Annotated in this window: 12 protein-coding genes; 5 read left to right on the top strand and 7 right to left on the bottom strand. The window is 62.2% G+C overall.

Annotated features, from left to right (window positions below; all coding sequences use genetic code 11):
* Positions 1–23: 23 nt before the first annotated feature.
* The 6 genes from J2W46_RS26875 to garD form a co-directional block, all read right to left on the bottom strand.
* Positions 24–1,376, bottom strand: coding sequence for a TRAP transporter large permease (locus tag J2W46_RS26875; RefSeq protein ID WP_027779400.1), 1,353 nt, complete (start codon positions 1,374–1,376; stop codon positions 24–26).
* A gap of 7 nt (positions 1,377–1,383) precedes the next feature.
* Positions 1,384–1,854 (bottom strand): TRAP transporter small permease, encoded by a 471-nt coding sequence (locus J2W46_RS26870; RefSeq protein WP_020070341.1) that lies wholly within the window; start codon positions 1,852–1,854, stop codon positions 1,384–1,386.
* A 153-nt stretch (positions 1,855–2,007) separates the two neighbouring features.
* Positions 2,008–3,000 carry a TRAP transporter substrate-binding protein gene (locus J2W46_RS26865; protein WP_020070340.1) on the bottom strand — a complete coding sequence of 331 codons (993 nt, stop codon included), beginning with the start codon at positions 2,998–3,000 and terminating at the stop codon, positions 2,008–2,010.
* Positions 3,001–3,647: 647 nt separating this feature from the next.
* Positions 3,648–4,601, bottom strand: coding sequence for an SMP-30/gluconolactonase/LRE family protein (locus J2W46_RS26860; RefSeq protein ID WP_310357761.1), 954 nt, complete (start codon positions 4,599–4,601; stop codon positions 3,648–3,650).
* Positions 4,598–5,440 carry an NAD-dependent epimerase/dehydratase family protein gene (locus J2W46_RS26855; RefSeq protein ID WP_204523443.1) on the bottom strand — a complete coding sequence of 281 codons (843 nt, stop codon included), beginning with the start codon at positions 5,438–5,440 and terminating at the stop codon, positions 4,598–4,600. The genes J2W46_RS26860 and J2W46_RS26855 overlap by 4 nt, the downstream gene beginning before the upstream one ends.
* Before the next feature lie 125 nt (positions 5,441–5,565).
* The gene (garD, locus tag J2W46_RS26850) at positions 5,566–7,155 is read right to left on the bottom strand and encodes a galactarate dehydratase (RefSeq protein ID WP_087754490.1); all 1,590 of its coding nucleotides are present in this window, start codon (positions 7,153–7,155) and stop codon (positions 5,566–5,568) included.
* A 233-nt stretch (positions 7,156–7,388) separates the two neighbouring features.
* Between garD and kdgD the strand changes: the two genes are divergently transcribed.
* From kdgD to J2W46_RS26835, 3 genes are all read left to right on the top strand, one after another.
* Complete coding sequence (kdgD, locus tag J2W46_RS26845) at positions 7,389–8,306, top strand: 5-dehydro-4-deoxyglucarate dehydratase (RefSeq protein ID WP_020070335.1); 918 nt, start codon at positions 7,389–7,391, stop codon at positions 8,304–8,306.
* 183 nt (positions 8,307–8,489) lie between these two features.
* Positions 8,490–9,839 (top strand): MFS transporter, encoded by a 1,350-nt coding sequence (locus J2W46_RS26840; protein WP_088175952.1) that lies wholly within the window; start codon positions 8,490–8,492, stop codon positions 9,837–9,839.
* 163 nt (positions 9,840–10,002) lie between these two features.
* On the top strand, positions 10,003–10,746 hold the full coding sequence (locus J2W46_RS26835; protein ID WP_020070333.1) for a FadR/GntR family transcriptional regulator: 744 nt from the start codon (positions 10,003–10,005) through the stop codon (positions 10,744–10,746).
* 140 nt (positions 10,747–10,886) lie between these two features.
* Here the strand turns inward: J2W46_RS26835 and J2W46_RS26830 are convergent, their stop codons facing one another.
* Positions 10,887–12,494 carry an aldehyde dehydrogenase (NADP(+)) gene (locus J2W46_RS26830; RefSeq protein WP_310357755.1) on the bottom strand — a complete coding sequence of 536 codons (1,608 nt, stop codon included), beginning with the start codon at positions 12,492–12,494 and terminating at the stop codon, positions 10,887–10,889.
* Between the two features lie 222 nt (positions 12,495–12,716).
* Here J2W46_RS26830 and garL point away from each other — a divergent pair, with 222 nt between their 5' ends.
* Positions 12,717–13,523, top strand: a complete 807-nt coding sequence (gene garL / locus J2W46_RS26825; RefSeq protein WP_020070331.1) for a 2-dehydro-3-deoxyglucarate aldolase — start codon at positions 12,717–12,719, stop codon at positions 13,521–13,523.
* Positions 13,524–13,566: 43 nt separating this feature from the next.
* A complete protein-coding gene (locus J2W46_RS26820) occupies positions 13,567–14,481 on the top strand; it encodes a 2-hydroxy-3-oxopropionate reductase (RefSeq protein ID WP_310357753.1) in 915 nt (304 codons plus the stop codon).
* Positions 14,482–14,538 lie beyond the last annotated feature (57 nt).

Raw genomic sequence — 14,538 nt, 5'->3', positions numbered from 1 at the left:
ACCGGTGAATCGGGGATTTCAGGTCAGAAAACCGGGTGTCCGTTTATCACGCTCGGCAACCACGTGGAGAACATCGGCACGTAGGTCACAATATTGATGGCGCTGAAGATAGCGAGGTAATACGGCCAAGCCACCTTGGTAGTTTCCCCAATCGACACATTGCCGATCGCGCAACCAATGAACTGCACCGAGCCGATCGGCGGGTGAACGAGGCCCAATGCGCAGTTCAACAGGATCATGATGCCGAACTGCACGGGACCGACACCGCTATGCATCGCCATCGGCAGGAACAGCGGCGTAGTGATCAGAATGTGCGCCGCCATGTCCACGAATGTGCCGAGGAATACCTGAATGATGTTGATATAGAGCAGCATCAACCAGGGAATGCTCGTCGCGCCGTCCAGCATGTGCTCGATCGCATCGGGGATCTCCAGATATGCCATCTGGTAGCGCAGCATGTTCGATACGCCGATCAGCAGCAGAACGACGCCTGTGGTCTTCGCGGCCTTCGACAATGCGAAGGAGAGCTTCTTCAGCGTCATCGAGCGATACACGACGACCGTCAGCACCAGCGAATAAGCCACCGCAATAGCAGCGGCTTCCGTCGCTGTTGCAATGCCCTTCGCCACGCAGACCAGAATGATCGCGATCACCATCAAGCCGGGCAATGCGCCGAGGAAGGTCCGCGCGACCGCCATCCAGCCCGGGAAACGCTGCAGTTCGGTCGAGCCATCGGGACGGCGCGGGTAGCCATAGCGCACGGCTTGCCAGTACGCGGCGATCAGCACGAAGCCCATTACCCACAACACGGGCAGCAGCCCCGAGAACAGCAGATCGCCGATCGACACGCCGCTCATCGGCACACCGTTCAGCGTGCCCGTAATGCCCTGTGCCGCGAACGCGTAGATGATCATGTTCGTCGACGTCGGCATCAGCGCGCCCGCGAGCGACGAATGCGTCGTGACGTTGACCGCATAAGCGGCGCTGTAGCCCTCGCGCTTCATCAGCGGAATCACGACGCCGCCCATTGCCGACGTGTCCGCCGTGGGCGAACCCGAGACGCCGCCGAAGAGCGTACATGCGACGACGTTCGCCATGCCGAGGCCGCCGCGGAAATGGCCGACCGTTGCCTGCGCGAAACGCAGAATGCGATCGGCAATGCCCCCGTGCAACATCAGTTCGCCCGAGAAGATGAAGAACGGCACCGCGAGGAACGAGAACGCGTTCATCCCCGAGATCATCGACTGCATCGCGGTGGCGGCCGGCAGCCCTTCATACAGATACGTGAGCACACACGACAGCCCCAGCGCGAACGAAACAGGAACGCCGAGCACCAGAAAGACGATAAAGCTAATAGAGAGGAGTGCAAGTTCCATGATTGTTCTATTTGTGTTTCTTTGCGAAAAGCGTCAGAAGGTTCTCGAATGAGAACAACGCGATGCAGACGCTCGCAATGACCGGGATCACGTAGCGGAGCGCTTCGGGCAAACCGAGAATTGGAATCTTGTCGTGCAGCGTGGTCTCGGCCATTTGCAGCGAGCCGAAGAAAATCGCCACGGCGAGCGCGATGAGACACAGATGCTGGAACGTGTGCGCGGCGAGCTGACCTTTCTCCGGCAGACTCTTCACCAACGAATCGAGCCCGATATGGCCGCCTTCGCGGACCTTCAGCGCTGCGCCGAACATCGCGATCACGATCACCAGCAACAGTGCGATTGGCTCGACGAAATCGGGAGCGTCGCTAAACACGTAGCGCATGACGACGCTGTAGATCACCAGCAGACTCAGCCCTGCGAGGCTGAGCGAGGCGATAACAGCGAGCGCGCGAAAGATAAAATCGTTTGGGCGTTTCATGAATCTCTTGACCCCATTCTTGCCTACGACGGACCGTTTTTACTCGTTAGTCGTGCTACTTTCCGTCGCCCGTTGCGCAATCGCGCAGACAGCGGAAAGCCTCGCAGTACTTCTGCAAGGCTTTTCCGCTGTCGCGAAAGCGCGATGCGAGCGTTACTTGATTGCCTGAATTTCGTCCACGAGCTGCTTCATTTGCGGCGTCTTCTCGTACTTCGCCCAAACCGGCTGCATCACCTTGACGAAAGCCGCGCGGTCGATCTGCGACGATGCGACGATCTGCGCGCCGCCCTTCGTCACCGTCTTGCTCGCGTCGTTCTCACGCGCGGTCCACAGCTTCTGGTAGTAAGGCACCGAGTCGGCCGCGGCCTTCTTGATGATTTCCTGCTCCTGCGGCGACAACGTATCCCACACCTTCTTCGAGAAGACGAGAACTTCCGGCGTCATGGAATGCTGGGTTTCCGAATAGACCGGCGCGACTTCGAAGTGCTTGGTCTCTTCGTAAGAAGGCAGGTTGTTTTCCGCTGCGTCGACGAGGCCGGTCTTCAGGCCCGTATAGACTTCGGCAAACGGCATCGGCGTCGGCGTACCACCCATTGCCCTGATTTCGTCGACCATCAGATCGGACGGCTGCACGCGCACTTTCAGACCCTTCATGTCGGCCGGCGTGCGGATAGGCTTTTTCGTGTAGATGGAACGAGCACCGCTTTCATAGAAAGTCAGCGCGATCATGCCCTTTGCCTTGAAGGCGTCCAGGATCTTCTGGCCTTCCGGGCCGTACATCACCTTGCGGAAATGGTCGATGTCGCGAAACAGGAACGGCAGCGACGGAATCATCGATTCAGGCACGATTTCGTTGAATGCCGCACCGTTTGCACGCGCCATGTCGAGTGCGCCGATGCGCACCTGATCGATTGTGTCGTTCTCCGAACCAAGTGCGCTATTGCCGAACACCTTCACGGAATCCTTGCCGCCGGTTGCCGTCTTGATCTGCTCACCCATGTACTTCACGGCCATATTGGTCGGGTAAGTGTCGCCGTGCACGTCCGACACGCGGAACACGCGCGCTTGCGCCGACATGGCGCCAAAGGCCAGCACCGATGCAGCGACAATCAACGAAACACGGGAAGAGGCGAACTTCTTGTTCATCATGACATTCCTTGAAAAATAGACACCCAATCGATGCGAAGGGCTGCTGACGGCTGGCCAAACGCGAACGGCCGGCTGCAAACGGACGGTCCCGGATGTGACATGGTTTGGCTGGGTCTCCCGGTGCGGCGCTCGCGGTCTCCAACAGTGGCAAATGCTTTGCCGTGCTGTTTGTGCAACGTCCCCGGCACAATGATCAGCACTCCTGTCGGACAACTCGACTTCTTGTACTTCTGCTGCGTCGGCGCACTTTCACGCGAGCGATTGCGCGCGCCAAAGCCGCCATTCATCGCGTTGCAATCTCGAAAAGCGCAGAAAGCTGTCTGTTTGCGCTTATACGTTGTACGACGACATACGAAGTCTATAAAACGCAGTTTGAGTTGTACAGACGGTATTTACCCGAGGAAACAACAGTTCGACAGGGATGACCTGAATCGGCCACGGGCGAGCCCCGGCGAGGCGGTGCGCCCGATTGCGCGAATAAGTGGAGAACGCACGCAGAACGACGGACATTATTCGGAATAACCGAAAAACGTCGCGTCCGCACGACAATGTTGTATGACGAGTGATGAATTTAATCGTTTCGAAGAGGGGGCGCCGACCGGGCTACCAGGCCAGCGCCCTATGCGAGAACAGTGCGCAGCGACTTAGAGATCGCCGGCGAATTCGGGCTCAGGCAAGCCGCTCACGCCGGGACGTACCGCGAAGAGATGGCCATCATGTTCGCTCGCGCCCGCGCCCGGACGAATCGACGTGACGAAAAGCGTGTCGAGATCGCGGCCGCCGAACGCGCACATGGCCGGCTTGATTGCAGGCACGGCAATCTGCCGGTCGAGTTTGCCTTGCGGCGTAAAGCGCAGCAATGCGCCCGCGTCGTTCGCGCAGATCCAGTAGCAGCCGTCGGCATCCACAGCGGCGCCATCGGGCCGGCCAACATAGTGGTTCAGATCCGCGAAGACGCGGCGGTTGTTCGGCTCACCCGTTTCGACTTCGTAGTCGAAAGCCCATATCTGCCTGCGCAGCGGATGCGAGTCGGACAGATACATGGTCTTGCCATCCGGCGACCAGCCGAGACCGTTTTGCGTAATGAGTCCGTCGACAACCGGCGCCGAGAGCACGCCCTGCGTGTCGAACCGGTAGAGCGCACCGGCTGGATTGGCCAAAGACATGTCCTGCACCATCGTGCCGGCCCAGAAGCGGCCTTGCCGGTCGCAGCGGCCGTCGTTGAAACGCATGTCCTCAAAGGGGAAGACGGGCGCCGCGAGCTTGCGTCCTGTTACTTCGACGGGCTCGCTGGCGCGCACGGCTTGCGCGGTGGCATCGGTCGAACTGCCGCTCAAGGTCACCGCAAACAAGGCAGTCTCGCAGCCCGCGAGTACCGTGCCGCGACGGTCGAACGCGATGCACGCGACCTTCTCCGGCAACAGCCATTCAGAGCGCTCGCCCGTCTCCACCACGAGGCGCACGATTTTTTGCGCAGGAATGTCCACCCAGTAAAGCGCCTGTTCGGCAACACGCCAGACCGGACTTTCGCCGACGAGAGCCGGCGCCTGCTCCGCCGCCTCGACTCGCTCGACGCGCGGATTGGTCGCCGCGCTCATCGCTTTGGCTCCATCGGTCCGGCCAGGACGAATGCGCCGCCCTGGAAGCGTTGCGTAGGATCGTCGAGATCGGCGGTCGGAGCCGCGACTGGGAAGAGATGTTCGAACTGGACCGAACTGTCTTGCGGACGAAAGCCGAGGAACGCCGCCTTCGTGTTATCGACCCACTTCGTGCGATTGTCCGAGACGCCGTACACGATCGCATGGCCGACGCGATTGGTGAACAGCGAACAGCGCACCAGTTCGATGAAGTCGCGATAGCTGAGATACGTGACGAGCATGCGCGGGTTCTTCGGTTGCTCGAACGACGAGCCGATCCGCAGACACACCGTCTCCAGGCCGAAGCGGTCGAAGTAATAGCGCGACAGCGATTCGCCAAAGCATTTGGTCACGCCGTACAGACTGTCGGGACGCAACGGCGCGTCGATATCCACCACTTCGGTCACCGGGTGAAAACCCACCGCGTGATTCGAGCTCGCGTACACGACGCGCTTCACACCCTGTTTCTGCGCAGCCGAATACAGGTTGTAGAGTCCGCGAATATTCGCTTCGAGCAGATCTTCGAAAGGCGCCTCGACGGAAATGCCGCCGAGATGGATCACCGCATCCACGCCTTCGAGTAGCGCGTGAACCGCGGCTTCGTCTGCGAGGTCGACGATCGCTGCTTCTTCGTGGTCAGCCACTTCGCCGAGCGGCGCTATGTCGGTTACGCGCACGACGTCGGCCCACGCCGCGAGTGCGCCGCGCAATTGCGTGCCGAGGTTGCCGGCGGCACCGGTGAGCAGAAGGCGTCGGAAAGGTTTTTGTGCAGCCGCGCGGTCAGAATTCGAGTCAGTCATGTCTTTTGTATTTATGAGTAGCCACTGTCAGTGAAGCAATAAAGGCGAATAGAGCCAGTCATGCAACGAGCCGTCAAGCCCAATGTAAAACGAGCCGCGAAATCGCGGCCCGCTGAATCCGGCGATCAGGTCACCGGCGCCGGATTGAAGAGCGCCAGCGCATTGTGCAGCTTGAGCTTCTCCGCACAGGTCTTCTTGCGGCCGCTCGCAACGTCGAGCATGAAGCGGAACAGCTCCCAGCCCACCTCTTCGATCGTTGCCGAGCCTGTTGCAATCGTGCCCGCGTTGATGTCCATCAGGTCATGCCAGCGGCGCGCCAGATCCGAGCGCGTCGCGACCTTGATGACGGGGACTTCCGCGAGACTATACGGCGTGCCGCGGCCAGTCGTGAAGACGTGCAGGTTGATGCCGGCCGCAAGCTGAAGCGTGCCGCAGATAAAGTCGCTCGCCGGCGTGGCCGCGTAGATCAGGCCTTTCTGCCGCACCTTCTCGCCTGGCGACAACACGCCGGAAATCGGCGAGTTACCCGATTTGATGATCGAGCCCATCGCCTTTTCGACGATGTTGGAGAGGCCGCCCTTCTTGTTGCCCGGCGTGGTGTTCGCGCTGCGGTCGGCGCCGCCGCGCTTCAGATAATCGTCGTACCACTGCATTTCGCGGATGATCGCCTGAGCGACGTCCGCGTTCGCCGCGCGCGCCGTCAGCTGGTCGACGCCGTCGCGTACTTCGGTGACTTCGGAGAACATGACCGTGGCGCCGGCGCGCACCAGCAGGTCAGTCGCAAAGCCGACGGCCGGATTCGCAGTGAGACCGGAGAACGCGTCGCTGCCGCCGCACTGCACGCCCACGACCAGATCGGCGGCCGGGCAGGTTTCGCGACGCCGGTTGTTCAGGCGCTTCAGGTGACCTTCGGCCGTTCTCATGATCGACTCGACCATCGACTGAAAGCCGACGTGCGCCTCGTCCTGCAGCACGACCACGTCTCCGTTCTCGTCGGCGCCGAGATCGCCGATATCCGCGATTTCGCTCGGGTTCTGCGCCGCGGCGATGGGGATCGTGCCCGGCGGCATCAAACGCTCCGGCTGCAACTTCTCGCAACCGAGGCTCACCATCATCACCTCGCCGCCGAAGTTCGGATTCAGCGCGATATTGCGGACCGTGCGGATCGGCACCATTGCGTCCGGCGCGTCGATCGCCACGCCGCAGCCATAGGTGTGGCCGAGACCCACCACGTCGTCGACATTCGGATATTTCGGCAGCAGTTCGGACTTGATGCGCACAACCGCGTGCTCGACGACGTCGGCGACGCACTGCACGGTCGTGGTGATCGCCAGGATGTTGCGCGAGCCCACCGAACCGTCGGCGTTCCGGTAGCCCTCGAACGTGTAGCCCTCGAGCGGCGGCATTTCCGGCGCCTTGATGGTGGCGATCGGCAGGTCCTCGAGCCCCGGCGGGCTCGGCATGCGGATCACGTGTTCGTTGATCCAGCTTCCCTTGGGCAGCGCTTTGAGCGCATAGCCGATCACCACGTTATAGCGGATGACTTCGTCGCCTTCGGCCAGATCCGCAAGCGCGACCTTGTGACCTTGCGGGACGCGCTCGCGCAGCACGAGGCCGTCGGGAAAAACCGCGCCCTCGCCCAGGCCGCCGTCGTTGACGACGATCGCGACATTGTCATTGGGGTGAACGCGAATGTAGAGGGGTGAGAGTTCCATTGCATCGATCCTTATGGCGATTTACGCCTTCTGCGGCAGCAATTCATACGTCATCCTACAACATACATGTTTGCCCGCATGTTCCGTATTTACCCTATGACCAGCATTATGCCGCGAAAACTCCGTTGAGTTAGCCGAATTGTTGTTGTACGATGACGTATAAGAAATCTTCATTTCTATCGATCGACGGTTCAACCGATCTCAACCTTTAGCGACGCCCGGATACATACATCATGACTACACCGCAGGAACTCAAGCAGATCGTCTCGCAAGGCCTCCTCTCCTTCCCTGTCACCGACTTTGACGAAAAGGGCGATTTCCGCGCCGACACTTACGCCGAGCGCCTGGAATGGCTGGCTCCGTATGGCGCGTCGGCATTGTTCGTAGCGGGCGGCACGGGCGAGTTCTTCTCGCTCACGCATGACGACTACTCGAACGTGGTGCGTACCGCGACTGAAGTGTGCAAGGGCAAGGTACCCATTCTGGCCGGCGCAGGCGGCCCGACGCGCGTCGCGATTGCGTACGCGAAGGAAGCCGAGCGCCATGGCGCGAACGGCATTCTTCTGATGCCGCATTATTTGACGGAAGCCTGTCAGGAAGGTATCGCCGCGCACGCCGAAGAGGTCTGCAAGTCCGTGCCGAACATGGGCGTGATCATCTACAACCGCGCGAACTCCAAGCTCAACGCCGACATGCTCGAAGGCCTCGCGGAGCGCTGCCCGAACCTGATCGGTTTCAAGGACGGCGTGGGTGAGATCGAAAACATGGTAACGATCCGCCGCCGTCTGGGCGACCGTTTCTCGTACCTCGGCGGCCTGCCGACCGCGGAAGTCTACGCCGCGGCATACAAGGCGCTGGGCGTTCCGGTGTACTCGTCGGCAGTATTCAACTTCATTCCGAAGACGGCGATGGACTTCTACCGCGCAATCGCCGCGGACGACCACGCAACCGTCGGCAAGCTGATCGACGAGTTCTTCCTGCCGTACCTGAAGATCCGCAACCGCCGCGCCGGCTACGCGGTCAGCATCGTCAAGGCGGGTGCAAAGCTGGTTGGCCATAGCGCCGGCCCGGTGCGCGCACCGCTGACCGATCTGACCGAAGAAGAAATGGCGCAACTCGACGCGCTCATCAAGACGCTCGGCCCGCAGTAACGCTGCGCGCCTGACCGGCGCGTGGATTTCGCGCCGGTCAGGAAACAAGCGCCGCACAGGCGGCAGCGCAACAGCGCCCGGGGACAACACCGTCGCCGGGCGTTTTTTGCACATGCGTTTGGGAGCCGCCGCGCCGTCAAGGCCGGACACCCGCCCCCTTGCATAAGAACTAAGGAGATGACCATGGACCTGAGCCGCACGGCAAGTTCCGCGAACGTTGCGAAGCGCACGAAAGTCCGCTACGCAATCCTGCTGCTTATCTTTGTAATCACCACGTTCAACTACGCGGACCGCGCGACGCTGTCGGTCACTGGCTCGGCAATGCGCGCCGAGTTCGGTTTCGACGCGATCCGGATGGGCTACATCTTCTCCGCGTTCAGTTGGGCGTACGTGCTCTCACAACTGCCGGCCGGCTGGCTGCTCGACCGCTTCGGCGCGCGGCGCGTGTATGCCGCGAGCATTTTCTTCTGGTCGCTCTTCACGCTGCTGCAAAGCTCGATCGGCCTGCTCGGCAGCGCGGCTGCCGCGGTCACCGGTCTCTTCCTGTTGCGTTTCGCGATGGGCGCGGCGGAATCGCCCGCCTTTCCCGCTAACGCCAAGGTGGTGGCAAGCTGGTTTCCCACCAAGGAACGCGGCACCGCATCGGCGATATTCAACTCGGCGCAGTACTTCGCGGCAGTCGTATTCACACCGTTGATGGCCTGGCTCACGCACGCGTTCGGCTGGCACATGGTCTACGTGGTGATGGGCGTCGCCGGCTTACTGCTCGCCCTCACCTGGCTCAAGGTGATGAAGCATCCCGCCGACCACCCGGGCGTCTCCGCTGCGGAACTCGAGTACATCGAACAGGGCGGCGGCGTGGTGAGCGGCCACCACAACGCGCGTCGTGAAAACGTCGAGAAGGCAGGCGGCTGGTCCCTCGTGCGTCAATTGCTGAGCAACCGGATGCTCGTCGGCGTCTATCTTGCGCAGTACTGCATCAACGTGCTGACGTACTTCTTCCTGACGTGGTTTCCGATCTACCTCGTGCAGGCGCGCGGCATGACGATCCTGCAAGCGGGCCTCGTAGCGTCGCTGCCCGCGATCTGCGGATTCTCAGGCGGCGTGCTCGGCGGCATCCTGTCCGATTCGCTGATCCGGCGCGGCCATTCGCTGACCGTCGCGCGCAAGGTGCCGATTGTCGGCGGCATGCTGCTGTCGGTGTCGATCATCGGCTGCAACTACGTTTCTACCGACTGGGTCGTCGTCGCGCTGATGTCGCTCGCGTTCTTCGGCAAGGGCATCGGCGCGCTCGGCTGGGCGGTGGTCGCCGATACCTCGCCGAAGGAAGCGCTCGGTTTGTCCGGCGCGATCTTCAACATGTTCGGTAACGTGGCCGGCATCGTCACGCCGATCGTGATCGGCTATCTCGTGGCGAAGAGCGGCTCGTTCAATGGCGCGCTGGTTTTCGTCGGCGCAAATGCGCTGCTCACGGTGTTCAGCTACCTCGTGATCGTGAAGGACATCAAGCGCGTGGAATTGCGCCCGCGCTAAGCGCCGCGCCGTGTAGCCGCCCGGCAGCGCCGTACCGCGCGCCGCTGCTTACCCGCCGCGGCACGGCGCTAAATGATCCGGCCTTTCTATAATCAGTCGTCAGACGACGGTATAATGGATCGCACGAAGTCTCTGCAACTACCTGATTCAAGGGGCGTTTTCGATGGCTACACCACTGGCATCCGCGGCACCGCCACGACGCGCTCGTAATCTCGCCGAGCTCGTCGTCAATTACGTCACCGAGCAGATCGCGTCAAACGCCCTCAAGCCCGGCGACAAGCTGCCGACAGAATCGCAACTCATGGTCACGCTGAGCGTAAGCCGCACGGTTATCCGCGAAGCGATTTCGCGCCTGCAGGCGGGCAAGATCATTGAGACGCGTCACGGCATCGGCAGCTTCGTTCTTGAACCGCAGCGCGAAAAGCTCGGCATCGACATGGTGCCGGCCACCACGCTGCGCGACGTGCTGTCGATTCTCGAACTGCGCATCAGCCTCGAAACGGAATGTGCGGGCCTCGCCGCTCAACGCGCGAAGCCGGAAGACGTCGCTCGCATGCGCGCCGCGCTCGACGCGATCGAGGCGACGCGCCACAACGGACGCGACAGCGTCGACGCCGATTTGCAGTTTCATATCTCGGTGGCGCGCGCCACGGGCAACCGCTATTTCGTGGACATCCTCACGCAAATGGGCAGCGCGCTGATTCCGCGCAACCGGCTCGACTCGGCGGGCATTGCGCGCGCGGAGCCGGACGCGTACCTGTCGCTCGTCAACCTGGAGCACGAGAGCATTCTCGAGGCGATCAGCCGGCACGACGCCGAAGGCGCGCGCGCGGCCATGCGCATGCATCTGTCCAACAGCCGCGAACGGCTGCGCCGCGCGAACGAAATTTCAGAAAGCCATAGTTGACGGGTCGCTGAGCACCTCGCCGTTTCTCACGGCGAATACACGGCGAGTACACGGCGAGTACACGGCAAATACGCAAAAAAATGGCCGGGGAGTCGCCTCCCCGGCCATTTTTCGTTTCAGCCGCAGTTCGATCGCAATGATCAGCTGCGCGTGATCTCGCCATCGCGGCGGCGCCACAGGTCGAGCGGATTGTCGTCAGCCAGCGCCTGCGGCAGCAGGTCGGCCGGGAAATCCTGATAGCAGACCGGGCGCAGGAAACGCTCGATCGCGGTCGTGCCGACCGACGTCGCGCGGCTATCGGACGTAGCCGGGAACGGGCCGCCGTGAACCATCGCGTGACATACTTCTACGCCGGTCGGATAGCCGTTGACCAGAAGCCGGCCAGCCTTGCGCTCGAGAATCGGCACGAGCTTTCTGGCTGCGGGTACGTCGGCGCTGTCCATCTGGATCGTCGCGGTCAACTGGCCGGCAAAGTGCTCGGCAACCTGCAGCAGTTCGTTTTCGTCCTTGCAACGCACGATCGTCGATGCCGGTCCGAACACCTCGTCTTCCAGCGCCGGCGTGGCGAGGAACGTTTTGGCGTCCGTCACGAACAATGCCGCGCGCGCCTGGTTCGGCCCCGTCACGTCGACGCCGCGCGCCACTGTCTCAACGCCCGGAATATCGGCCAGTTTGCTTTCGCCTTGCGTGTACGCCGAATGGATGCCCGATGTGAGCATGGTCTGCGCGGGCTTGCCGCCCAGCGCCTCGGACGCCACGGCGACGAAGTTCTTCAGCGCGTCGCTGTCGACAGCGATTGCAAGGCCCGGGTTGGTACAGAACTGGCCGGCGCCGAGCACCAGCGAATCCACGAAACCGCGAGCGATGTTCTCGGTGCGCTGCGTGAGCGCGTTCGGCATCAGGAACACCGGGTTGATGCTGCTCATTTCCGCAAAGATCGGAATCGGCTCGGGACGCGCCGCCGCGACGCGCATCAGCGCCAGGCCGCCCGCGCGCGAACCGGTGAAGCCGACCGCCTTGATCGCCGGATGCGCGACCAGCGCTTCACCGACCGAATTGCCTGCGCCGACGATCAGCGAGAACACGCCTTCGGGCAAATCCATTTCCTGTGCGACGCGTTGAATCACGCGGCCCACCATTTCCGACGTGCCGAGGTGGGCACGATGTGCCTTCACCACCACCGGGCAACCGGCCGCGAGCGCCGCAGCCGTATCGCCGCCCGCCACCGAGAACGCGAGCGGGAAGTTGCTTGCGCCGAACACGGCGACCGGGCCGATCGCAATTTTCTGCATGCGCAGGTCGGAACGCGGCAGCGGCTTGCGCTCAGGCAACGGCGAGTCGAGCGTCGCGTCGAGCCACTGGCCCGAGCGAACGAATTGCGCAAACAGCTTCAACTGACCGGTCGTGCGGCCGCGCTCGCCTTCGAGGCGCGCTTTCGGCAAGCCCGACTCCTGCTGCGCACGCTCGACCAGAGCGTCGCCCAGCGCAGTGATGCCGTCGGCGATACGCTCCAGAAATTCCGCGCGCACGGCGAGCGGCAGTTGGCGGTACGGATCGAACGCTTTCTGCGCCAGTTCGCACGCAAGGCCGACGTCGCGAGCCGTGCCGCTGCCGAAAACGGGCTCGGCGATGTCCGAACCGGTGGCGGGATTGAATGCGTGCAGCGCCTCTTCGGCGCCGCGCACCGATTGACGGCCGATCAGCATTTCGCCGGTGATCCGACCGATGACTTCGCTGGAACTGGACATGTCTCTTCCTTTGGATTGAATGCTAAAGATATAAGTCATCCTACAACATAGGAGCGTTCTTGCGCAACCTGAACCGCCTTGCTTCGGCGCAGATTCGGGTTAACGTGCCCGTTACAACGCCTTCCTCGGGTGCTAATCTGAAATAGATATACGACGACCTATAACATGCGGTCAGCCATCGTCGGAACTAGCCCGATCCATTGCCGTTCGAGGAAAACGTTCATGCCAGCCGCGCCCTGCCAGCCTTATCAGTCCCTTCCCAATAGCTTCCGTCAGGCGGTACGCGGAGGCGAAACCCTGATTGGCTGCTGGGCCTCGCTCGCCAGCCCGATCGTCACGGAGTTGCTCGGCGTGATCGGATTCGACTGGATGCTGCTCGACGCCGAGCATGCACCCAACGACGTCCTCACGCTGATTCCGCAACTGATGGCGCTCAAGGACAGCCGCAGCGCGCCGGTGGTGCGCCCGCCAGGAAACGACAGCGTCGTTATCAAGCGGCTGCTCGACAGCGGTTTTTCCAACTTCCTCGTGCCGTTCGTCGATAGCGCCGACGACGCGGCGCGCGCGGTCGCTGCCACCCGCTATCCTCCACAGGGCATTCGCGGCGTTTCGGTGGGTCACCGCGGCAACCGCTATGCGACGGTACCCGACTATTTTGACATTGCCAACGACAACGTCTGCGTGATCGTGCAAATCGAGAGCCGCCAAGCGGTCGATGCCATCGACGAGATTCTTGCCGTGGACGGAGTCGACGGCGTTTTCGTCGGGCCGTCGGACCTCGCCGCGGGATACGGGCACCTGGGCAACGCCGGACATCCCGACGTGCAGCAGGCGATCGCGCATGTGTTCGAGCGCGCGCAGGCCGCCGGCAAGCCGAGCGGCATTCTTGCACCGGTGCAAGCCGACGCGGAGCGTTATCGTGACATGGGCTGCCGCATCATCGCCGTTTGCGCCGACCTCGGGCTCTTGAGGAACGCCGCGCAGACGGTCCACCAACACTTCATGCAGAAACCAGCAGGCCAAAGCTGAACCGGGCGCTAAGCGCACACTACCCCGCACAGGCGTGGCCGCCTTGAAATCTCCGGAGCATTCCATGCAAAAAGCAGGCTTTATCGGACTCGGCATCATGGGCAAGCCCATGGCTGCCAATCTTCTCAAGAACGGCGTCACGCTCGCTGCCTTCACGCGCAGCGGCGTGCCCGACGATCTCACCCAAGCCGGCGCGCAGGCTTGCGACAGCCCCGCCGCCGTCGCCGCACAGGCGGACGTGATCTTCATCATGGTGCCGGACACGCCGGACGTCGAGCGCGTGCTGTTCGGCGAAAACGGGCTGGCGAGCGGCTTGCGCGCCGGACAGACAGTGGTCGACATGAGTTCGATTTCGCCGATGGCCACCCGCGACTTCGCCGCTCGCGTACGTGAAACCGGCGCGGACTATCTCGACGCTCCGGTGTCGGGTGGCGAAGTCGGCGCGAAGGCGGGTTCGCTCACCATCATGGTGGGCGGCGAGCAGGCCACCTTCGACAGCGTGAAGCCGTTGTTCGACATGATGGGCAAAAACGTCACGCTAATCGGCGCGGTCGGCGCCGGACAGGTATGCAAAGTCGCCAATCAGGTGATCGTGGCGGCCACTATCGAGGCAGTCGGCGAGGCGCTGCTCCTCGCGTCGAAAGCCGGCGTGGACCCGGCTCGCGTGCGAGAAGCCCTGATGGGCGGCTTCGCGTCGTCGCGCATTCTCGAAGTACACGGCGAGCGTATGACCAAACGCACGTTCGACCCCGGCTTCCGCATCGAACTGCATCAGAAAGATTTGAATCTCGCGCTTCAGACCGCGCAGACACTCGGTGTCTCGTTGCCGAATACGGCTACCTGTCAGGCACTTTTCAACGCATGCGTCGCGCACGGCGGCAAGGCGTGGGACCACTCCGCGATGGTGCGCGCGCTCGAAGTGCTCGCCAATCACGAGATCGGCCAGCAAACAACCTGACCCGCCACGCGCATCCGGTCGCGCCGCTTTCTCCGTTCAATCCGACGAACGGGCAAA

This window comes from Paraburkholderia strydomiana (assembly GCF_031456815.1).
In the GTDB taxonomy this organism is placed as follows: domain Bacteria; phylum Pseudomonadota; class Gammaproteobacteria; order Burkholderiales; family Burkholderiaceae; genus Paraburkholderia; species Paraburkholderia caledonica.
This window is presented reverse-complemented; position numbering and strand designations above follow the sequence as displayed.